The organism is Solihabitans fulvus, from assembly GCF_008386585.1.
Classification (GTDB): Bacteria; Actinomycetota; Actinomycetes; order Mycobacteriales; family Pseudonocardiaceae; genus Solihabitans; species Solihabitans fulvus.
Map to the genome: position 1 here is coordinate 130,753 of NZ_VUOB01000041.1, position 21,314 is coordinate 152,066.

The following is a 21,314-nucleotide window of genomic DNA, read 5'->3' on the forward strand; positions in this document are numbered from 1 at the left end:
CTCGGCAACTGATCAAGCGAGTGAAGTTTGCTTCCGGGGGCAGCCTGAGGCTCATTCGTGAGGTTAACTTGCACGAACACGAGTGAGTCTGTGCTGAGGGAGGTGTTCTGTGCTGCGCAGCTTCCGGTTGGGCAACCACCGATCGATCTGGGGCGAGCAGGAGCTTCTACTCATGCCGGCCTACGACAAGGACCGTCCGGCGCTGCCGGTGACCGCGATATACGGGGCCAATGCGGCGGGTAAGTCGAACGTGCTGGACGGTCTGCGGTTCATGCAACGCGCGGTTCGTGAGTCGTACGGCTGGGAGCCGGGCCGCGGTGTGCCACGTCAGCCCTTTCGGCTGGATTCGGCAGCCACGCGAGAGCCGTCCACTTTCGTCATAGAGGTGCAGCTCGAAGGAATTCGCTATACGTATGGTTTCTCTGTTGATGGTGAGCGAGTGTTGGAGGAGTGGCTCCTCAGCTATCCGCACAAGCGTTCGCGAGTGATATTCGAGCGTACCCTGGACGAGATCAAATTCGGTAGCACGGTTCCCGCTCAACGAGGAAGAACTGAAATTCTGGAAGAGCTCACCCGGTCGAACGCCCTCTTTCTGAGCGTCGCGGCCAGGACGAATTTCGAGCTCGCGCTGCCGGTGTATGAATGGTTCAGCTCCCGACTGGTCTTCGCTGAAGTCTCTGTCCGATCCAACTCCTTTCGGCGGGCCGCGGAATTCCTGGTAAGCGAGCCGGGTCGTACGAGCGAAATGGTTGGTCTACTCCGGGCGGCTGATCTCGGAGTTCGTGATCTCGCTGTGGTCGAGGTTGATCTCTTTGCGGGCTATTCGCCAGAGGAAAGACGTCGGATCATGCAATATGCTGAGCGTGGTAAGGAAAAGAATTCTGAGATCAGGCTTGTGCACGGCAAGAGTGGAGTAGCTTTCGAGCCGAATGAGGAATCGGCCGGAACGCGCGTATGGCTCGGCTTGCTCCCGTCGGTGCTCGCCGCGCTCGCTGACGGTTCGCAGTTGGTGGTCGACGAGATCGACACGAGCCTGCACCCTGGCCTGACCCAACGTCTGGTGGCACTGTTTCGTTCGCCCAGTACGAACTCGGGCGGCGCTCAGTTGATCTTCACCACGCACGACACGACTCTGCTCGACCCGCCGCTGGCGGAAGAGGGATTGGGGCGAGACGAAGTCTGGTTTGTCAACAAGGACGGCCGTGGGGCGACTGACCTGTATCCGTTGACCGATTTCACTCCACGTAAGGAGAGTAATCTGGAGCGCCGCTATCTCTCGGGCAGATACGGCGGTGTTCCGGAAGTTGACGAGCAGGACTTCCGCTCGGTGCTCAAGAATGTAGATCTCGTTGAGGCCGGCAATGACGGCATCGCGTAGAAACAGTCAGCATCGCGATGTCATTCGGAAGCGTTACGAGCGTTGTCAGATCCTGATCATATGTGGCGGGCAGAGGACTGAACCAGCATATTTCACTGGCTTGAAGAGGCTTAGCAGTGTGAAGCTGAAAGTTAAGTCGAAGGTGGATTCACCGGAAAGTTAAGTCGAAGGTGGATTCACCGGAAAATCTTGTCCGGTATGCCGTTGAACTCAGGCGTCATCGCGATGAGGAGTTCGACGAGGTTTGGTGCGTCGTCGATGTCGATGAATTTGATATTGAGCGGGCCGCTGGTCTGGCGCGTCGACATGGCGTGCAACTCGCCGTGTCGAATCCTTGCTTCGAGTACTGGCTTCTGCTGCATTTCAAGGACCACGTTAGCTTTCTCGATGGCTACAAAGGCGTTCGTGCAGTGCTGGGCAAGTACGTCTCCGGATACGACAAGAAGCTCGACTTCACCCTGTTCGAGCCCAAGGTCGAGGACGCTGTCCGGCGGGCCAAGGATGCTGGTCGGATCGGGCAGGAACACGCCGTCAACCCCTCGACCGGCGTGTGGCGGCTGGTCGAGCGGGTGGTCGACGCCCCGTGAGTTCCTGATCAAGGGCTGCTGGCGGCTACCCTGAGCGCCGTGTCTTCTCCCACCACCCCACGTCGCGTCGCCATGCTGACCCTCGGCTGCGCCAGGAACGAGGTCGACTCGGAGGAGTTGGCCGGTCGGCTCACTGCGGGCGGCTGGGAGCTGGTGGACGCCGAGGCCGACGCCGGCGGGGCCGACGTCATCGTCGTCAACACCTGCGGTTTCGTCGAGTCCGCCAAGAAGGACTCCGTCGACACGCTGCTCGCCGCGTCGGACACCGGCGCGAAGGTGGTGGCCGTCGGGTGCATGGCCGAGCGGTACGGCGCGGAGCTGGCCGAGAGCCTGCCCGAAGCCAACGCCGTGCTCGGCTTCGACCACTACCAGGACATGGCCGCGCGCCTCGACGACATCGTCGAGGGTCGCAGCATCGAGTCGCACACCCCGGTCGACCGGCGCACGCTGCTGCCGATCACCCCGGTGCACCGGCAGGCCGCCGCGCAGGACGTCCAGGTGCCAGGGCACGGCTGGGGTCCGCGCGTGCTGCGCACCCGCCTCGACGACGCGCCGGTCGCCTCGCTGAAGATCGCCTCCGGTTGCGACCGCCGCTGCTCGTTCTGCGCGATCCCCTCCTTCCGCGGCGCCTTCGTCTCCCGGCACCCCGACGAGATCGTCGCCGAGGCCGCGTGGCTGGCCGAGCGGGGCGTCCGCGAGGTCTTCCTGGTCAGCGAGAACTCCACCTCCTACGGCAAGGACCTCGGCCGCGAGCTCGGCGGCGGCAGCGCCCTCGACCTGCTGCTGCCGCGCCTCGCCGCGGTGCCCGGCATCGACCGGGTCCGCGTCTCCTACCTCCAGCCTGCCGAGACCAAGCCCGGCCTGGTGCGCGCCATCGCCACCACCGAGGGCGTCGCCGACTACTTCGACATGTCCTTCCAGCACTCCAGCGAGCCCGTGCTGCGCCGGATGCGCCGGTTCGGCTCCACCGAGTCCTTCCTCGGCCTGATCGAGCAGATCCGCGCGCTGGCCCCCAAGGCCGGCATCCGCAGCAACGTCATCGTCGGCTTCCCCGGCGAGACCGAGGACGACGTCGCCGAGCTGGAGCGCTTCCTCACCGAGGGCAGGCTCGACGCGGTCGGCGTCTTCGGCTACTCCGACGAGGACGGCACCGAGGCCGAGGGGCTGGCGGACAAGCTGGACGCCGACACCATCGCCGAGCGCGTCGCGCGGGTCTCCGCCCTGGTCGAGCAGCTGACCACGCAGCGAGCCGAGGACCGGGTCGGCGACGAGGTGGTCGTGCTGATCGAGCAGGTCGAGACCGAGGAGACCGACTGCACCGGCCGCGCCGCGCACCAGGCCCCCGAGGTCGACGGCGAGTGCGTGGTGCTCGACGCCGACGACCTCGCGGTCGGTGACCTGGTGCGCTGCGTCGTCGAGGACTCCGAGGGCGTCGACCTGGTGGTCCGCCCGCTCGAGGTCCTGCCGCGAAGCGGACCGCGGTGAGCGCCCGGGGCGAGGACAGCCCGTCCGGTGCCGAGGCCGCGGGGCCCGTGCCGACGGTCGTCCCGCTGCTGAACATCGCCAACGTGCTCACCTTGTCCCGGCTGGTGCTGGTCCCGGTCTTCCTGGTGACCCTGTTCGTCGGCGACGGTCACGAGCCGCTGTGGCGGCTGATCGCCTGGGGCGTGTTCGCGGTCGCCTCGATCACCGACCACGTCGACGGCAACCTCGCCCGCCGGTACGGCCTGATCACCGACTTCGGCAAGATCGCCGACCCGATCGCGGACAAGGCGCTGACCGGTTCCGCGCTGTTCGGCCTCAGCCTGCTAGGCGACCTGCCCTGGTGGGTGACGATCGTGATCGCGGTCCGCGAGATCGGCGTGACGGGCCTGCGGTTCTGGGTGATCAGGCACGGCGTGATCCCGGCGAGCCGGGGCGGCAAGGCCAAGACGCTGACCCAGGTCGTCGCGATCGGCCTCTACCTGCTGCCGATGCCGACCGCGCTGGTCCCGGTCAGGTACGTGGTGATGGGCGCGGCCGTGGCGTTGACCGTGATCACCGGGGTCGACTACGTGATCAGGGCGGTCCGGCTGCGGGCGCGCGGACGCAGGGCCGGGGTCGGGCCGGCGTGACCGAGCTGCTGACCGCGCTCGGCCTGTCCACGGACCGGTTGACGGCCCTGGTGGCCGGGCTGCGGGCCAGGGCCGAGACGGTCGCCACCGCGGAGTCGCTGACGGCCGGGCTGGTGTGCGGGGCGCTGACCAGCATCCCAGGGTCCAGCGCGGTGCTGCGGGGCGGCCTGGTGGTGTACGCGACGGACCTCAAGGCGACGCTCGCCGGCGTGGACGCGGCCCTGCTCGCCGAGCACGGCGCCGTGCATCCCTCGGTGGCCGCCCAGCTCGCCGAGGGCGCGCGGGACCGCTGTGGGGCCACCTGGGGCCTCGGGCTGACCGGTGTCGCTGGCCCGGACCCGCAGGACGGCGTGGCCCCCGGGACGGTCCACCTCGCCGTCGCCGGTCCGAACGGGACGATCGTGCGCACGCTGACCGAGCGCGGCTCGCGGGCGGACGTCAGGGCCGCGTCCGTCGCGGCCGTGCTCGAGTTGCTCGCCGAACGGATCCTTCCCCCAATGGGGTGATCATGATCCCGGTCGGTGCGGCCCTGAGCGGCCTTGACGCAGGAAAAGCCCTGTTGGGGGCGTCAGGACCGCCGAACGGAGGAATCTCTCCGGGAACATCTGGCGTTTCCCGCTCGTTCGCCCTTGGCGGACGTGTCCCGAACTCACTGCCCGTTGTCACAGTGGCTGGGTACCGTGGGGGCACGGCTGGCCGGAAGGAGGCGCGCGATGACCGTGCTGCTACGCGAGGCGATCGGTGATCGGCTTCGTCATGCCCGCACTACCCAACGCCGCACGCTGCGCGAGGTCTCCAGGGCCGCCCGCGTCAGCCTGGGCTATCTCTCGGAGGTCGAGCGCGGCCGCAAGGAGGCGTCCAGCGAGCTGCTGGCCGCCATCTGCGAGGCGCTCGACCTGCCGTTGCACGACCTGCTGCATCGGGTCGCCTCGGATATCGGCGCCGTTGAGCCGGTGACGAGTCCGGCGCCGCTCACCCGCCGTCCCGGCGTGCCGGAGCCCGCCAACGCGGGGTCGTCCGGGTCCGGCATCGAGAGCGGCCGGCTGGTGCCGACGCTGCTCGGCGACGACCTGTCCGACCTCCGGCTCCAGCCGATGCTCACGCACCGGCTGTCCGCGCCGATCACCCAGCCGCGCAACGCGGTGGTGGCCGCCTGACCTGGTGTGGCGTGTCTCACTGACGGCCGTCGCCCCACCGTTCGCCCTTGTCCGATCGGGTGACACGGTGGGGTGACGCGACGTCCATGCTCGGCACCCGGCAGGATTGGGCGCGAGGTCGCCGTGTGGGTGCTCGACGTTGGTTCCCGGATGCCCTGACCCAGGGTTTCCCGGATATCTCCCGGGGTCGGTGGAAGCAGGGCGACTCACCTGACACGATGGAACCAACACCGGTACCGGGTCGTTGCCTGGTCGCGGCGACTCCGCGTATTCGAAGCGGGCGCACCCAGCAGCATGGAGAAGGCAGGCGGAGGAGATGGCCAACCCTTTCGTGAAGGCTTGGAAGTACCTGATGGCGTCGTTCTCGTCGAAGATTGACGAGCACGCCGACCCGAAGGTGCAGATCCAGCAGGCCATCGAGGAGGCGCAGCGGCAGCACCAGGCGCTTTCCCAGCAGGCCGCCGCAGTCATCGGCAACCAGCGTCAGCTGGAGATGAAGCTGAACCGCCAGCTCGGCGACGTGGAGAAGCTCCAGGCCTCCGCGCGCCAGGCGCTTGTGCTCGCCGACGAGGCGCGGAGCAAGGGCGACGAGACCAAGGCACAGCAGTTCGAGAACGCCGCCGAGAGCTTCGCGACCCAGCTCGTCACGGCGGAGCAGGGCATCGAGGACCTCAAGACGCTGCACGACCAGGCGTTGCAGGCGGCCGCCCAGGCCAAGACCGCCGTCGAGCGCAACGCGATGGTGTTGCAGCAGAAGCTGTCCGAGCGCACCAAGCTGCTCAGCCAGCTGGAGCAGGCGAAGATGCAGGAGCAGGTCTCCAGCTCGCTGCGCCAGATGACCGAGCTCGCGGCGCCCGGCAACACCCCCTCGCTCGAGGAGGTGCGGGACAAGATCGAGAAGCGGTACGCCACCGCGGTCGGCTCCGCGGAGCTGGCCGGCAACTCGGTGCAGGGCCGCATGCTGGAGGTCCAGCAGTCCACCACCGCGCTCGCCGGCAGCGCGCGGCTCGACCAGATCAGGGCCTCGCTCAAGGGCGGTTCCGTGGCTGGCGAGGTGACCAGCGGCTCCTCGGCGTCGACCTCGGCGAGCGCGAGCATCCAGCAGGAGATCCAGCAGCGCGTCCAGCAGGCCCAGCAGAACCCGCCGGCCAGCCAGAGCTGACGTCGGCATGGCGTTGGAGCCGAGACGCGGGGTGCCCGACCAGCTCGCCGAGCTGGTCGGGCAGCAGGTGCGCGGTCTCGTCTCCGAGCAGCTCAGGCAGAAGGTCTCCGACTGGCGCAGCCCGAGGGCGAAGCTGTTGCGTCGCCGTCGGCGCGCCGTTCGGGCGACCGCGACCTGGGGCACCATCGGCGGGGTCACCGGCGCTGGGGCCACCGTGCTCGAGGTGGCCGGCGGCCAGGCGACGTTCGCCGTGGTCGGGCTGTTCACCGTCGCGGGGGTGACCGGCCTCGCGACGGTCCGCGCCGCGATCAGGTCCTATCGGCTGCACAAGACGCCGCTGCCCGAGGTGCCACCCGCGCCCGTGCTGCTGCCGCCGGCCGGCTCGCTGGCCAGGGAGCCGATGCAGCGGCTGGCCGAGGCCGAGGACGCGCTCGGCGAGCTGTTGCGGCAGCTGGAGTCGCCCGCCATGACCTCCGTCCCGGCCGACTCGGTCACCCAGGCCAGGGCCACCGGCGCCGAGGCGGCCGGCGCGCTGCGCGCGGTCGCCGGCCAGTTGCAGGCCGTCGAGCGGGCGAGGGACACCGCGCCGCCGCTGCAACGCGGGCCGCTGGTCGACGGCGTCCGGCGGTTGCGGGCCCAGCTCGACGAGGGCGTTGACGGCTACGGCGGCCTGGTCGCTGCCGCGGGCCGGGCCGTGGTGGAGAGCCGCGTGTCCGATCCGAAGCGGCTGCTGACCGACGCGACCGACCACCTCGCCGGCCTGGCCTCCGCGCTGCGTGACCTGTCGCCACGCGGCGGTGTGGCGCCCGACACCGCCAACTGATCCACTTCGTCCGGATCCGCCGTTACGTCACGTTGCGTAATGGTATTAGGCTGATTCCCGCCTCGACAGCGGGTTTCTTCCGGCATTCGTGTGATTACCGGATAGTTATCAACGCCAAACGGCTACGACGCGTGGCAGGATTCCGGCAGAGACGGCTGCCGGGAGGGCATTGCGTGGCGTTGTGGACCGTGCACGGCGACGGTCGGCTGGTTGCCGACAGTGAGGCCGTCGCACCAGACGAGCGGCTGAGCTGGCCGCTGACCGTGGGTTTCGGCGCGCAACACCTTGTCGCGATGTTCGGCGCCGTCGTGCTCGTGCCCGTCGCCACCGGTCTGCCCGTGACCACCACGCTGCTGTTCTCCGGGATCGGCACGCTGGTGTTCCTGCTGCTCACCCGCAACCGCGTGCCGAGCGCGCTCGGCTCGTCCTACGCCTTCATCGCCCCGCTCCAGGCCGCGCACGAGCAGGGCATCGCCGCCCAGCTCGGCGGGGTGCTCGCCGTCGGCCTGCTGCTGGTCGTGGTGGGCATCGCGGTCAAGGCCCTCGGCGTGCGCCTACTGGAGTCGGTGATGCCGCCGGTGGTGACCGGCGGCGTCGTCATCCTCATCGGGCTCAACCTCTCGCACGTGGCCACCGCGTCCTTCCAGGTCCAGCCGCTGCTCGCCTGGATCACCGCCGGCACGATCCTGCTCGTCGGCGTGCTCGGCAGGGGCCTGCTGACCAGGGCGTCGGTGCTGATCGGGGTGCTGGCCGGGTGGCTGCTCGGCGTCGGCGTAGGGGCCATCGGCGAGGACCGGATCGACAGCCTGCGCGCGGCGTCGTGGTTCGGTCTGCCGGAGTTTCACGCGCCGGAGCTGCGGCCCTCGGTCACGCTGCTCGTGCTGCCGGTGGTGATCGTCCTGGTCGCCGAGACCGTCGGCCACGTGAAGGCCGTCGCGGCGGTGACCGGTGCCAACCTGGACGGCAACGTCGGCGACGCGCTGATCGCCAACGGCCTGTCCAACACCATGGCGGGCGCGGGCGGCGGCGTCGGCACCTCGACCTACGCCGAGAACATCGGCGTGATGGCCGTGACGAAGGTGTACTCCACCGCCGCCTACGCCGTCGCTGGTGTCGCGGTGGTGCTGCTGTCCTTCTCGCCCAAGTTCGCCGCGCTGGTCAACACGCTGCCGCCGGGGGTGACCGGCGGCGCGACGCTCGTGCTGTACGGGCTGATCGCGCTGATCGGCGTGCGCATCTGGCTGGACGCCAAGGTGGACCTGTTCCACCCGGTGAACTTCATGGTGGTCGCGGCGGCCCTGGTCGCCGGCGTCGGCAACCTCACCCTGACCGTCGGCGGCATGCAGCTCGGCGGCATCGCGTGGGGGTCGATGCTGATCGTGATCCTGTACCCGGTGCTGCGGCTGCTCAGGTCAGCGCGCGATTGATCCGGCGGATCAGGCCGGGACCCTGGTAGATGAACCCCGAGTAGGTCTGCACCAGGCTCGCGCCCGCGTCCAGCAGCCTGGTCGCGTCGTCCGGCCCGAAGATCCCGCCGACGCCGATGATCGGCAGCGCGCCGCCCGTCTCCGCGCTGACGAAGGCGACGACCTCGCGCGCCCGCGCGGCCAGCGGCCGGCCGCTGAGCCCGCCCGCCTCCGTCGCCAGCGCGGTGTCGCTCGCGGCGAGACCGTCGCGGCCCAGGGTCGTGTTGGTGGCGATCAGGCCGCTCACCTGGTGTTCCGCGCAGACCTCCAGCAGCTCGGCGATGGCCGAGTCGGTGAGGTCGGGGGCGATCTTCACCAGCAGCGGGGTGCGGCGGCCGCCCCTGGTGCTCGCGAGTTCCGTCGAGGTCGCCTGGAGTTCGCCGAGCAGCTCGCCGAGGGCCGTGCGGTCCTGGAGGGTGCGCAGGCCGGGGGTGTTGGGGGAGCTGATGTTCACCGCGAAGTAGTCCCCGTGCCGGTAGAGGGCGCGCAGTGAGGCTCGGTAGTCCTCGACGGCCTCCTCGACGGGGGTGACCTTGGACTTGCCGATGCTGATGCCGAGCGGGACGGGCAGCGGGCCGAGCCGGTCCAGTCGCGCGGCCAGGGCCTGCGCGCCGGCGTTGTTGAAGCCCATCCGGTTGATCAGCGCCTCGCTGTCGGAGAGCTGGAACAGGCGCGGCCTCGGGTTGCCCGGCTGCGGGTGCCTGGTCACCGTGCCGACCTCGACGAAGCCGAAGCCCATGGCGGCCCACGCCGGGATCGCGCGGCCGTTCTTGTCCATACCGGCGGCGAGCCCGACGGGGTTGGGGAAGCGAACGCCGAACACCGTGCGAGCCAACGACGGCGTGCGCACCGAGACGGCTCGCTGGGTCAGCGACATCAGCGGCCGGGCCGCGCTGAGCCGGGCCAGCAGGTTCACCGTGGTCTCGTGCACCCGCTCGGCATCGCTGCCGTGCAACCGATACAGCGGTTTGCGGATGAGCTGCCTGTAGAACACGGTTCGCCTGACCCTCCACTCGCGACGGTGTTTGGACCGCGCATCACGCTACTGGAGTGCGCCTGAGAGTCCGCGACGTGGGCCGACGCCGTTTCCGGCGGCTGTCGGGCCTGTGATCAGCGACGCAGCGGCGGCAGATCGGCAGGGTCGAGGGTCACCGGCACGGGCGTCGCTGTGCTGAGCGTGGTCCTGGTGCCGGGCTTCAGCGTGGCCTCTTCGACATACGCGCCGCCCTGCAACCGGTGGACGACGATCTCCGGGGCACCCGCGCCCGCGGCCTCGACCCGCCAGTAGAACGGCACACCGGCGGCCGCGTAGCTGGCCGGCTTGGTCAGCCGGTCCCGTTTGGTGCTGCCGGGCGAGACGATCTCGACCGCCAACACGAGGTGATGCACGTCGAAGGAGGCGCCGATCGGCGGGATGTCGAGGATGGCGAGGTCGGGCACGAAGGCCTGATTGAAGCTGATCTTGATCCCGATACCGCTCACGACAAACAGATCGTCGCGGTCTGCGGCTCGCAGCGCGTCTCGCAGGATGTAGCGCAGCTCGTCGCTGGCGTACTGATGCTGACCGGTGGGTGGCGGTGTGATGGCGAACTCCCCGTTGATCAACTCCACCCTTGGCCAGTTGGACTCGGGAAGCGATTCCCAGTCCTCAACGGTGTAGCGGCCGTGTCCGTGCACAGCACTGCTCACGGTCGGCACCACCTTCCTGCCCGGAGTTGGTTCCAGTGTTGCACGACGGCGTCCGTCACGTCAGTGCTGGTCAGACCGGCTGAACTGGGTCAGCAGGGGAACGGGGCAAGGTGCGGCGGGGGCAGCTGAGCTGCCGGACAACTGGACGCACGCTCGGGCCGAACGGACTCTGCGGGAGACCATAGGCCACGTCTCGGGCTCAGAGAAGTCCGTTTTGCGCGCTTCACTCGAATGGGTTCGGGCCTGGCTGGCACTTCGGGCAGAACCACGTCGGCCGCTCCCGGGTGCCCGTGCCCTGGATCGCGCGGTGGACGGTCGTGCCGCAGCGGCGGCAGCGCTGGCCGCCGCGCTCGTACACCCAGTGCTGCCGGCCGCGACCGAGCTCGCCCGTGGTGCTCTGCTCGGGACGCCAGGCGTTGCGCAGCAACAGCTTCCGGCACAGCTCGACCGTCCTCGCCGGGTCGACGGCGGCGGCCGGGGTCCACGGCGACACCCCGAGCAGGAAGCAGACCTCGGCCTTGTACAGGTTCCCGACGCCGGCGAACACCGTCTGGTCCAGCAGGGCGAGGCCGAGTTCGCGCCCGCCCGCCTCGGACAGCCTGCGGACCGCCTCGACCAGGAGCTCCTCGCCCCACTCCTGGTCAAGCAGGTCCGGGCCGAGGTGGCCGACCAGGCCGGACTCCTCCGCCGTCGGCAGCAGGGCCAGGTCGTGCAGCAGGAAACCGACCGCGACCCGCTCCCGCGTGGCCAGCACCGCGCGGGCCTGGTGCGCCGGGCGCTGCCACCGGTCGCCCGGCCGGTAGAGGTGCCACGAACCGTCCATCCGGAAATGGCTGTGCAGACTCAACTCACCGGAGAACCGGGTGAACAGATGTTTCCCGACGGTCCGCACACCGAGCACGGTTCGCCCGCTCAGGTCCACCGTGGACAGCTCGGGATGTCGCAGCTCCCCGCACAGCAGCACCTGTCCGGCCAGCGCCTCGTCGAGCCTGCGCCCGGCGAGGAAGACGGTGTCACCCTCGGGCATCGGCTCAGCCGATCTCCTGCGCCGTCCCTCGGGCGATCACGCCAGCTCCTCCTCGGCCTCCTGGCGCACCGCGCCCCTGCGGCTCCGGCTCATCCGCAACACCCTGGCCAGCACCAGGTTGAACGCCAATGCCACCTCGCGCGCGCCCGGCGTGCCCCACTGGTGGATCGGCATGCACGCGCCCTGCGCCTGCTGCACCGCCAACCGGTCCGGCAGCGCCACCGGCATCACCAGCGGGCCGAAGATGTCGCGCAGCTCGTCGATGCGGAACTGGTGCTCGTGCGATCTTGGCCGCACCCGGTTCACCACCACGCCGAGCGGCTGGAGCTCGGGGTTGTGCACCTCCCGCTCGGCCTGCACCGCCTCGAACGCCCGCTGCACGCCGGACACCGCGAACATGGTCGGCTCGGTGACCAGCAGCGCGCGGTCGGCGGCGACCAGCGCCGAGCGGGTGAGCTGCCCGAGCGACGGCGGGCAGTCCAGCAGCACCAGGCCGTAGGGCACGTCGTCCTCGGTGACCAGCTCGGGCAGCTTCGCCAACGCCTGCCGCAGCCTGGCCAGCCGCTTCTGGCTCGGGTCGGGATGGTTCAGCGACTCGGCGTCCTCGGAACCGACCAGCACATCCACACCCTCGCCCCACGCGCTCGGCGAGATCGCGGCGGCGAGGGTGGAGCGCTTCGGGTCCTCGAGGACGTCGTAGATGCTCGCCTCGGTTTCCTCCGGCTCGAGCGTCGATGTGGCGTTGCACTGTGGATCCAGGTCGATGACCAGGGTGCGCACTCCTCGGCGAAGGGCCGCCGAGGCCAGTCCGAGCACCACCGTCGTCTTACCTACGCCACCCTTGAGGCTGAGCACCGCGACCGTATGCACGTCGTGCAGCCTACGGTCTCTACCCTTGGTGTCCATGCGACCGGACGCCGTACACCGTGTGCTTGACGCCGAGCTGACCGCCGCGCGCCAGCGGCTCGGCGGCCAACCACCCAGGGTGCTCGACGTCGGCGGGGGCAGCGGCGTGTGGGCGGTGCCGCTGGCCGCGGCCGGCTGCGCCGTCACGGTCATCGAGCCGAGCCCGAACGCGCTGGCGACGCTGCATCGCAGGGCCGTCGACGCCGGTGTCACCGACCGGATCACCGCCGTGCAGGGCGACACCGACGCGCTGGCCGAGCTGGTCGGGGTGGGCAGCGCGGACCTCGTGCTCGCGCACGGCGTGCTGGAGGTCGTCGACGACGCTGGCTCGGCGCTGGCGGCCCTCGCCGAGGCCACCGCCCCCGGCGGCGCGGTCTCGGTGCTGGTGGCCAACCGCTACGCGGCCGTGCTGCACCGCGCGATCGCCGGTCGGCTGGTGGACGCGCGTCGGCTGCTGGACGACGAGGCCGGTCAGCTCGCCGGGAGCAAGGACCCGCTGCTGCGCCGGTTCACCGTCGAGGGCCTGGAGGGTCTGATGGTCGCCGCCGGCCTGACGGTCGAGCTGTTGCAGGGCCACGGCGTGGTCGCCGACCTGGTGCCAGGAGTGGTGCTGGACGCCAGCCCCGGCGCAGCGGACGCGCTCGCCGAGCTGGAACTCGCCGCGGCGGCGCACCCGCCGCTGCGTGACGTCGCCGCTCGGCTGCACGTGCTGGCGCGCCGGGCCGCCTGAGCCAGCACGATTTCCGTATCCGGGTATTTGCCCGAATCATTTGGCTGATTGTCGTTTGCTTCTGGAAAAGTATGGCTCCATTTGCGTGCCCAAGCGACCGACTGGTCCTAGAAGTAAAGGACAGGGTCCAACCCGCCGGGCACGTTGGGACGCCTCATGAGCAGCTTGCTCGAGAACCACCGAAGCGTGGATCACGTGCAGTGCGCCGTCGACGGCGACCGCTGGGCGGTCGAGCGGCTGCTCGGGTCGATCCGGCCGCTGGTGGTGCGGTACTGCCGCGCGCGGGTCGGCCGGCAGGAGCGGTCCTTCGACTCGGCCGACGACGTGGCCCAGGAGGTGTGCCTCGCCGTCCTCACCGCGCTGCCCGGCTACCGGGACACCGGCAGGCCGTTCCTCGCGTTCGTCTACGGCATCGCCGCGCACAAGGTGGCCGACGCGCACCGGGCCGCCGCGCGCAACCGCGCGGAGCCGACCGCGCGGGTGCCGGAGGTGTTGGCCACCGAGCCGGGCCCCGAGCAACGGGCGCTGCTCGGCGAGCTGTCCGAGCGGTTGGGGCTGCTGCTGCGCGGCCTGCCCGACCGGCAGCGGGAGATCGTGCTGCTGCGGGTGATCGTCGGGCTGTCGGCCGAGGAGACGGCGGACGCGATCGGCTCGACACCCGGCGCCGTTCGGGTGGCGCAGCACCGGGCGCTCGCGCGCCTGCGCGCGGCACTGTCCGGAGAGGACGTTCGATGACTTGGGGGCTCTTGGGGCGACCGTCGGCCGATTAGCCTCCTGTCAGGCCGGTTGGCGTAGTTGACTATGCGGCATGGTCGACGCGATCCAGCGGTTCTACGATCAACTAGCCGCCACCTATCACCTGGTCTACGCGGACTGGGAGGCCAGCGTCCACCGCCAGGGGCAGGCGCTCGACCAGTTGATCCGGGCGAACCTCGGGCCGGGCGGGAAGGCCGTGCTCGACTGCGCGTGCGGCATCGGCACCCAGGCGCTCGGCCTAGCCGAACTCGGCCACACCGTGACCGGCAGCGACCTGAGCCCGGTCGCCGTCGCGCGGGCGAGGGCCGAGGCGGCGCGGCGCGGCCTGCGGTTACCCGCGGTGGCGGCGGACATGCGCGGCCTTCCGTTCCGGGAGCACAGCTTCGACGTGGTGGTGTGCGCGGACAACGCACTGCCGCACCTGACCACCCAGCAGGACGTCCTGCTCGCCACCATCGGCATGCGCCGCCTGCTCAGACCCGGCGGCCTGCTCATCGTCACCACCCGCGACTACGACGCGATGCGCGCGACGAGACCGGCCTCGACGCCGCCGACGGTCAACCTCACCGAGAACGGTCGGGTGGTGACCTTCCAACTGCTGACCTGGCATCCCGGCGGCGCGCACTACGACTACGAGCACTTCCAGGTGCACGCGGTCGGCCAGGGCTGGCACACGCAGATGCGCCGCGCCACCTACTGGGCGGTGACCAGGGCCGAGCTCGGCGAACTGGTGACCAGGGCGGGCTTCGCCACCACCACCTGGCACGAACCGGACAGCACCGGGTTCTTCCAGCCCGTGTTGACCGGGCGAGCGGGCTGCCCGACCGAGCGCGACCTGCTTGCGGGCCACTGTCCTGTTCGGACCGACCGCATTGGCCGCGACCCGGACTGAGCGCTCGGCCGAAGGCGTGGACTGGCTGAAAGCGCGAACTAGCGGCCGCGCCGGAACCGCTCGGCCATCGCGGGATCGTCCTCCCACCACGGTTTCATCGTCTGCTGCACCGGTGCGGGAGCGTCGCCGGGCGGCACCGGCTCGCCTGCCTCCTCGGCCGCCCTGCGGTCCAGTTCCTCGTCGATCGCCACGGCCTCGGCCTCGTCCTGCCGCATCATCCTGCGCAGCAGCGCGACGAGGAACGGCAGCCCGGCCAGGTCGCCGATCAGCCACAGGCAGCCGGCGCCGATCACCTGGTCGACGTGTGGGCTCGGTCCCCAGTCCCTGGCCAGCGCGAGGTAGTGGTCGCCGGCCACCAGGTGGCTGGTCAGCGCGAGGGTGACCGCGAGGCTCGCGTCCAGGATCACCTCGGCGAAGGTCAGCCACACCGAGACGATCTGCGGGTACTCGCGGGGGACGGGGTCCAGTTGCAGCCGCGACCAGAAGTACAGGAAGCCGGTCAGCACGAGCTGCACGTGCAGCAGGCCGTCCACGACGCCGTTGCGCAGGCTCAGCTCGTACCAGGGGCTGAAGTACAGCGTGATCGGCGTCGCGATCAGCAGCGCCGAGCTGATCAGCGGGAACGTCACGAACCTCGCGGGCCTGCTGTGCAGCACGGCCTCGACCCTGCCGCGCGCGGCCGGTGACAGCGTGGCGAGCAGCAGGGTCACCGGCGCGCCGAGCGCGAGCATCAGCGGCGTCACCATCAGCAGCCAGATGTTCTGCACGGCCCTCGGCCAGAACAGGGTGTCCTGGTAGACGCCGAGGAAGGACGACTTCACCAGCAGGTAGCTGCCGAGGCCGAGCGCGACGAAGCTGATCGTGCGGGCGCGCGGCCACGAGCCGCCGTCCCGGCGCAGCCCGCGCACCGCGCGCAGGTACCAGGCGGCGGTCAGCAGCACGATCGCCAGCACGACGGGATCGACGCGCCAAGCCGTGAACACCTGGACGACGCCGAGCGGGCTCGGTCCGTGATAGGCCGCGAGGTGGGCCGGCGTGATCATGTCGCTGCCTTCGTCGTGCCGGTGGGGTCGGACGTCCGGGACTCCCCCGTCGGCGAGCGTATCCGACCGGGGGAACCGGCCGTCGGGCCAGGAGGTTCCGGTTAGAATTCGCTCGATTCGAACGTTCGTTCGAGTGACTGGGTGAGCTGAGTGGAGGCGGGATGGGGCGCAGCGGTGAACTGCCGCGCGGGCTGCTCGACCGCTTCCGCGCGGTCGAGGACGGCTGGCCCGAGGACGACGGCTGCCCGATCCTGCACGTCGACATGGACGCGTTCTTCGCGTCGGTCGAGCTGCGCAAACACCCCGAGCTGCGGGACGTGCCCGTGGTGGTGGCCGGCGGCAGCGTGCGCGGGGTGGTCCTGTCGGCCAACTACCCGGCGCGCGTATTCGGGGTGCGCTCGGCGATGCCGGTGGCGCGGGCCCGCAGGCTGTGCCCGCAGGCGGTGTTCCTGCCGCCCAACTCGGCCGACTACCGCGAGGTCTCCACCGGCGTCATGCGGATCTTCCGGGAGATCACGCCGTTGGTCGAGCCGCTGAGCCTCGACGAGGCGTTCCTCGACGTCGGCGGCGCGCTGCGGCGGCTGCGGATGACGTCGGGGGAGATCGGCCAGGACATCAGGGCGCGGGTCCTCGCCGAGCACGGCATCAACTGTTCGGTCGGGGTCGCGTCGGTGAAGTTCGTGGCGAAGCTCGCCTCCGGCATGGCCAAGCCGGACGGCATGCTCGTCGTGCCGCGCGGGGAGACCCTGGCGTTCCTGCATCCGCTGCCGGTGTCGGCGCTGTGGGGCGTCGGCAAGCGCACCGGCGAGCACCTCGAACGGCTCGGCCTGGAGACCATCGCGGACGTCGCGGCCGCCCCGCTGGCTCGGCTGCGCCGCGTGCTCGGCACGGCCGCCGCCGACCACCTGCACGCCCTCGCGCACGGCAGGGACGCGCGGGCCGTGGTCGCCGAGTCGGCCGAGAAGTCGATCGGCGCGGAGGAGACCTTCGAGGTCGACCACTACGACAGGGTGCTGCTGCGCCGCGAGCTGCTGCGGCTGTCCGAGCGGACGGGCGCGACGCTGCGGGCCAGGGGGCTGCGCGGGCGCACCGTGTCGATCAAGGTCCGGTTCGACGACTTCACCACGATCACCCGCTCGCGCACGCTCGCCGTGGCCACCGACCTGACCCACGAGATCTACCGGATGGCCTGCGTGCTGCTGGACGAGCAGGTGCCGCCCGGCGCCGTCCGGCTGATCGGCGTGCGGGTCGAGCAGTTGGTCGCCGGGGACGGGGCCGGCGAGCAGCTCAGCTTCGACACCCCGGACCGGGGCTGGCGGGAGGCGGAGATCGCCGCCGACGAGGCGCGGTCGAAGTTCGGCACCTCGGCCGTTCGGCCGGCGGCGTTGCTGTCCAAGGACAAACCGCTGCTGTCCAAGGACAAGCCGGCACCGCGCTAGTTGTCGGTGCGGTGTCCGGGGACCGGTCGTGCCGGGATGACGCTCGCCGATAAGGTCCGAACCCGGGGCGGGTTGCGCAGACCGGGAGGAGCCGACGTGACGGGCCGGTTCGGCGCGCTGTTGCGGACCCTGCGGCGACAGGCGGGCCTGACGCAGGAGGAGCTGTCCGATCGCTCCGGCGTCGGTGCGCGCAGCATCCGAGGGTTCGAGACCGGGGAGCGGGCCGACCCGCGCGTGGTCACCGTGGGGTTGCTGGCCGACGCGCTGGAGCTGACGCCGGACGTGCGGGACCAGCTGCTGGCCGCCGCCGTCGGCACCGACCACGGGGATACGGGCGATGGCGGTGCGGCCGGGCGGGTGCCTCGGCAGCTGCCCGCGCCGCCTGGCGTGTTCGTGGGCCGGCACCACGAGCTGGCCGCGCTGGACAAGGCCCTGGACACCTCGGCAGGCCACGGCGGGACGGTCGTGGTGTCGGCGATCGGCGGTGGCGGCGGGGTCGGCAAGACCTGGCTCGCCTTGCGGTGGGCGCACCACAACCTCGACCGGTTCCCGGACGGCCAGCTGTTCGTCGACCTGCGTGGCTTCGCCCCCGACGGCGAGCCCTCCGCGCCGGGGCAGGCGGTGCGGGGGTTTCTCGACGCCCTCGGTGTGCCGGCGTCCTCGGTGCCCGCCGACCTGGACGCCAGGGCCGGTATGTACCGGAGCCTGGTGGCGGGCAAGCGGATGCTGGTGGTGCTGGACAACGCCCGCGACACTGCCCAGGTCGTCCCCCTGTTGCCCGGCAGCCCCACGTGCACGGTCCTGGTGACCAGCCGCGATCGGCTGACCGGCCTCGCCGTCGCGCACGGCGCGCTGCCGGTGCCGTTGGACGTGCTCACCGACGCCGACGCGCACGATCTGGTGGCCCGCCGCATCGGCCACGACCGGTTGGCCGCCGAGCCCGAGGCGGCGGCCGCGTTGTTGCGGCACTGCGCCGGGCTGCCGCTGGCGTTGGCCGTGGTCGCCGCCCGCGCCGCGCTGTACCCCGACATCGCGCTCGCGGTGCTGGCCGGCGAGCTGCGCGACACAGCCACCCGGTTGGGCGCGCTGGACGCGGGTGATCCCGCCGCCAGCGTCCGCACGGTGCTGTCCTGGTCGCATGCCGCGCTGGAACCCGAGCAGGCGCAGGTGCTCGCCCTGCTCGGGGGCGCGCCGGGCCCGGACATCTGCCTTGCCGCCGCCGCGAGCCTCACCGGCAGGTCCGAGAGCGAGGTCGGCGCGGCCCTGCGGGCCCTTGAGCGAGTGTCGGTGATCGAGCGGCACACGCGCGGCCGGTACCGGATGCACGACCTGGTCAAGGTCTTCGCCGCCGACCAGGCCCGCCGCGACCTGCCCGAGGACACCGTCGACGACGCGCTGCGCAGGCTGGTCGGCTTCTACCTGCACACCGCCGACGCGGCCGACCGGCTCCTGGCCCCGCACCGACAGTCCGCCACGCCTGACCCGCTCGAACCGGGCTGCGTGCCCCTGCCGCTGACCGACGCAGCGGCCGCCCTCGCCTGGTTCGACGCCGAGCACCAGTGCCTGCTGCCAGCCGTGCAGACCGCCGCCTCCCGAGGGTGGCACCAGGCCGTGTCGAATCTGGCCTGGTCCCTCGGCACGTTCCACGCGAGGCGGGGGCACCGCCACGACCAGCTCGCCATCTCGCAGATCGGGCTGGCGTCCGCCGAGCACCTGCCCGACCCCGCCGCCCGCATCCGCGCCAACCGGGTCCTCGGCTATGCCTACAGCGACGTGGGGCGGCACGACGAGGCGATCGTGCACATGGACCGGTCTCTCGGCCTGGCCGAGCAGCACCACGACCGGCTCAGCCAGGCGCACGTCCACCGGATGCTCGGGCGGGCCTGGGAACAGCGGGGCGACGACCGGCGCGCGCTGGAGCACGCCACCCGCGCCCTCGACCTCTATCGCGCCCTCGACCATGTGATGGGGGAGGCCGACGCGCACAACCTGACGGGCTGGTTCCACGCGCAACTCGGCGACTACGACCGGGCCCGCGCACACTGCCGGGCCGCCCTCGAGACGCATCGCCGTCGGCACGACCCCGAAGGACAGGCCGGCGCCCTGGACAGCCTCGGCTACATCGACCATCGCACCGGCGATCACCACCAGGCCGTGCGCCACTACCGGCAGGCCATCTCGCTGCGCCGCGACCTCGGCCACACCTACCAGATCGCCGAGTCCCTCGAGCGGCTCGGCTACTCGCACCTCGCCCTCGGCCAGCGCGAGCAGGCCCGCACGGTGTGGCGGGAGGCGCTGGAGCTGTACCAGGCCCGACGCCCGAGCGCGGACGAGGAACGGATCCAGGACGCCCTCGACTCGCTGGACACCGGCCAGCCGGAGGCCAGCGCCTAAGACGTGTCCGGTCAACTAGGGCGATCCGGTGACATCGGGCGGCCTAGCGACTTCCGGCGGTGGCGAGAAGGTCGCCGAGCGGGTCAACGTGGTCCCTGGCGGTGCGATCCACTCCTGCACGGGTCTGCTCCGCCGCCTTTTCCCAGCACGGCACCCTGCACCGAACTGATGGAAAGGACCCGTCATGGTCAGACGTCTCCTGGGCGTGTTCGCGGCCGCGATCGTGGGGGCGCTCGCCCTCTCGTCCGGCGTCGCGACGGCGGCCCCGACCCAGACCCCGGCCGCCCCCTCGGTCACCGTGGACTTCACCGGCATCGTGGCGCTCAGCAACTGTTCCGGCTCGGTCGTGCGGATGGCCAACTCCGGCCCGAACGACCCGGCGTTCGTGCTCTCCAACGGCCACTGCCTCGAGTCGGGTTTCCTGAGCCCCGGCCAGGTCATCGTCAACCAGGCGTCCCGGCGCACCTTCGACCTGCTCGACCCGACCGGGCAGTACTCGCTCGGCACCCTGCGCGCCACCAAGATCGCGTACGCGACCATGACCAACACGGACGTGTCGCTCTACCAGCTCAGCTCGACCTACGCGCAGATCCAGCAGCGCTACGGCATCAAGGCGCTGGAGATCTCCTCGGCGCACCCGACGCAGGGCGCGGACATCCGGGTCGTCTCCGGCTACTGGCAGACGATCTACTCCTGCAACCTCGACGGCTTCGCGTACCGGCTGCACGAGGGTGACTGGGTCTGGCAGGACTCGCTGCGGTACACGTCGTCGTGCGACGTGATCGGGGGCACCTCCGGCTCGCCGGTCATCGACACGGCCAGCGGCAAGATCGTCGGGGTCAACAACACCATCAACGAGAGCGGCGAGAGCTGCACGCTGAACAACCCGTGCGAGGTCGATCAGGCCGGGAACGTCACGGTTCGCCAGGGCATCGGCTACGCCGAGGAGACCTACCTGTTCAACTCCTGCGTCGCCGCCGGCAACAAGATCACGCTGACGCTGCCGGGCTGCACCCTGCCGAGGCCCTGACTCGGGTCGTGCCGCAGGGCCGGTTGGGCGAAACGTCCGGCCGGCCGGCCCGGCGGCGCGTTCGGCCCGATCGCCGTGGAGTGGTCAGCAATATTTTCGATCATGGTGATTGGGCCGCGTGGCGGTATGGCGGAGGCCTGCTGCTGCGCCGGGCGGATGATGGTGACCAGCACCAACCGCACTCGAGGGCAGACTGGGTAGTCGAGTTGGCGCGCGACTCGTATCCTGAATGGTGACGTCCCCCAGAGGGGCGCCCGCCGGGTCCGGCGGCAACCGTGAACACCCGGCGCCCGCGACCGCTGTGCCGGAGGAGGAGCCATGCCACTCTCCGAGCACGAGCAGCGACTGCTCGACCAGATCGAGCGCGCGCTCTACGCCGAGGACCCGAAGTTCGCATCCACTGTGCGCGGTGCCCGCCTGCGCCGTCCGTCTCGACGGCGGCGGCTCCAAGGCATCGCGCTGTCCGTGCTTGGTGTCGCGCTGCTCGTCCTTGGTGTGATGCTGCCGCTCAAGCTCGCCGGCATACCGGTGGTGAGTGTGGTCGGATTCCTGCTCATGTTCCTCGGGGTCGTCCTTATCGTGAACACGTTGCGTCACGGTGATGAGGTCGTCGAGGAGAACGAACAGGAAGCCCACCGCACGAGCCGCAGTCGCAGTTCGTTCTCCCAACGGATGGAAGAGCGTTTCCGCCGTCGCTTCGAGGACGAGTAAACGCCGAACG

General features: G+C 70.6%; 21 protein-coding genes. 16 read left to right on the forward strand and 5 right to left on the reverse strand.

The window, feature by feature from the left end; genetic code table 11:
* Window positions 1–109: 109 nt before the first annotated feature.
* The 9 genes from F0L68_RS22520 (at window position 110) to F0L68_RS22560 (ending at window position 8,648) form a co-directional block, all read left to right on the forward strand.
* Window positions 110–1,378, forward strand: coding sequence for an AAA family ATPase (locus tag F0L68_RS22520; RefSeq protein ID WP_149851621.1), 1,269 nt, complete (start codon window positions 110–112; stop codon window positions 1,376–1,378).
* A 146-nt stretch (window positions 1,379–1,524) separates the two neighbouring features.
* Window positions 1,525–1,965, forward strand: a complete 441-nt coding sequence (locus F0L68_RS22525) for an RloB family protein (RefSeq protein ID WP_149851622.1) — start codon at window positions 1,525–1,527, stop codon at window positions 1,963–1,965.
* A gap of 72 nt (window positions 1,966–2,037) precedes the next feature.
* A complete protein-coding gene (rimO, locus tag F0L68_RS22530; protein WP_149851919.1) occupies window positions 2,038–3,450 on the forward strand; it encodes a 30S ribosomal protein S12 methylthiotransferase RimO in 1,413 nt (470 codons plus the stop codon).
* On the forward strand, window positions 3,447–4,079 hold the full coding sequence (gene pgsA / locus F0L68_RS22535; RefSeq protein WP_188316745.1) for a CDP-diacylglycerol--glycerol-3-phosphate 3-phosphatidyltransferase: 633 nt from the start codon (window positions 3,447–3,449) through the stop codon (window positions 4,077–4,079). The genes rimO and pgsA overlap by 4 nt, the downstream gene beginning before the upstream one ends.
* Window positions 4,076–4,585 (forward strand): CinA family protein, encoded by a 510-nt coding sequence (locus F0L68_RS22540; RefSeq protein ID WP_438672308.1) that lies wholly within the window; start codon window positions 4,076–4,078, stop codon window positions 4,583–4,585. Before pgsA ends, F0L68_RS22540 begins: the two co-directional genes overlap by 4 nt.
* Window positions 4,586–4,792: 207 nt before the next feature.
* Window positions 4,793–5,236, forward strand: coding sequence for a helix-turn-helix domain-containing protein (locus F0L68_RS22545; protein WP_149851623.1), 444 nt, complete (start codon window positions 4,793–4,795; stop codon window positions 5,234–5,236).
* Between the two features lie 316 nt (window positions 5,237–5,552).
* A complete protein-coding gene (locus F0L68_RS22550) occupies window positions 5,553–6,398 on the forward strand; it encodes a PspA/IM30 family protein (RefSeq protein WP_149851624.1) in 846 nt (281 codons plus the stop codon).
* Between the two features lie 7 nt (window positions 6,399–6,405).
* Window positions 6,406–7,221: a phage shock envelope stress response protein PspM gene (gene pspM / locus F0L68_RS22555; RefSeq protein ID WP_149851625.1), complete on the forward strand. Its 816-nt coding sequence runs from the start codon at window positions 6,406–6,408 to the stop codon at window positions 7,219–7,221.
* Window positions 7,222–7,394: 173 nt separating this feature from the next.
* Entirely contained in the window at window positions 7,395–8,648 is a 1,254-nt protein-coding gene (locus tag F0L68_RS22560) for a uracil-xanthine permease family protein (RefSeq protein ID WP_149851626.1), read from the forward strand.
* Here F0L68_RS22560 and F0L68_RS22565 read toward each other — a convergent pair.
* The 4 genes from F0L68_RS22565 to F0L68_RS22580 form a co-directional block, all read right to left on the reverse strand.
* Window positions 8,629–9,681: a quinone-dependent dihydroorotate dehydrogenase gene (locus F0L68_RS22565; RefSeq protein ID WP_149851627.1), complete on the reverse strand. Its 1,053-nt coding sequence runs from the start codon at window positions 9,679–9,681 to the stop codon at window positions 8,629–8,631. The two genes, F0L68_RS22560 and F0L68_RS22565, sit on opposite strands and share 20 nt — an antisense overlap.
* Before the next feature lie 116 nt (window positions 9,682–9,797).
* Window positions 9,798–10,388 carry a Uma2 family endonuclease gene (locus F0L68_RS22570; RefSeq protein WP_149851628.1) on the reverse strand — a complete coding sequence of 197 codons (591 nt, stop codon included), beginning with the start codon at window positions 10,386–10,388 and terminating at the stop codon, window positions 9,798–9,800.
* 211 nt (window positions 10,389–10,599) lie between these two features.
* Window positions 10,600–11,403: a DNA-formamidopyrimidine glycosylase family protein gene (locus tag F0L68_RS22575; protein WP_149851629.1), complete on the reverse strand. Its 804-nt coding sequence runs from the start codon at window positions 11,401–11,403 to the stop codon at window positions 10,600–10,602.
* Window positions 11,404–11,439: 36 nt separating this feature from the next.
* Window positions 11,440–12,273 (reverse strand): ParA family protein, encoded by an 834-nt coding sequence (locus F0L68_RS22580; RefSeq protein ID WP_149851630.1) that lies wholly within the window; start codon window positions 12,271–12,273, stop codon window positions 11,440–11,442.
* A 34-nt stretch (window positions 12,274–12,307) separates the two neighbouring features.
* Between F0L68_RS22580 and F0L68_RS22585 the strand changes: the two genes are divergently transcribed.
* From F0L68_RS22585 to F0L68_RS22595, 3 genes are all read left to right on the forward strand, one after another.
* On the forward strand, window positions 12,308–13,039 hold the full coding sequence (locus F0L68_RS22585) for a class I SAM-dependent methyltransferase (RefSeq protein ID WP_149851631.1): 732 nt from the start codon (window positions 12,308–12,310) through the stop codon (window positions 13,037–13,039).
* Between the two features lie 156 nt (window positions 13,040–13,195).
* A complete protein-coding gene (gene shbA / locus F0L68_RS22590; protein ID WP_149851632.1) occupies window positions 13,196–13,774 on the forward strand; it encodes an RNA polymerase sigma factor ShbA in 579 nt (192 codons plus the stop codon).
* Between the two features lie 73 nt (window positions 13,775–13,847).
* Complete coding sequence (locus F0L68_RS22595; RefSeq protein ID WP_149851633.1) at window positions 13,848–14,687, forward strand: class I SAM-dependent methyltransferase; 840 nt, start codon at window positions 13,848–13,850, stop codon at window positions 14,685–14,687.
* Between the two features lie 38 nt (window positions 14,688–14,725).
* Here the strand turns inward: F0L68_RS22595 and F0L68_RS22600 are convergent, their stop codons facing one another.
* Window positions 14,726–15,730 carry a cytochrome c oxidase assembly protein gene (locus tag F0L68_RS22600; protein ID WP_149851634.1) on the reverse strand — a complete coding sequence of 335 codons (1,005 nt, stop codon included), beginning with the start codon at window positions 15,728–15,730 and terminating at the stop codon, window positions 14,726–14,728.
* A gap of 161 nt (window positions 15,731–15,891) precedes the next feature.
* Between F0L68_RS22600 and dinB the strand changes: the two genes are divergently transcribed.
* From dinB to F0L68_RS22620, 4 genes are all read left to right on the forward strand, one after another.
* Entirely contained in the window at window positions 15,892–17,169 is a 1,278-nt protein-coding gene (gene dinB / locus F0L68_RS22605; RefSeq protein WP_149851635.1) for a DNA polymerase IV, read from the forward strand.
* A gap of 96 nt (window positions 17,170–17,265) precedes the next feature.
* Window positions 17,266–19,563: a tetratricopeptide repeat protein gene (locus F0L68_RS22610; RefSeq protein WP_223199037.1), complete on the forward strand. Its 2,298-nt coding sequence runs from the start codon at window positions 17,266–17,268 to the stop codon at window positions 19,561–19,563.
* A 184-nt stretch (window positions 19,564–19,747) separates the two neighbouring features.
* Window positions 19,748–20,593: a S1 family peptidase gene (locus tag F0L68_RS22615; RefSeq protein WP_149851637.1), complete on the forward strand. Its 846-nt coding sequence runs from the start codon at window positions 19,748–19,750 to the stop codon at window positions 20,591–20,593.
* Window positions 20,594–20,911: 318 nt separating this feature from the next.
* Complete coding sequence (locus F0L68_RS22620) at window positions 20,912–21,304, forward strand: SCO2097 family morphological protein (protein WP_149851638.1); 393 nt, start codon at window positions 20,912–20,914, stop codon at window positions 21,302–21,304.
* Window positions 21,305–21,314: the final 10 nt, after the last annotated feature.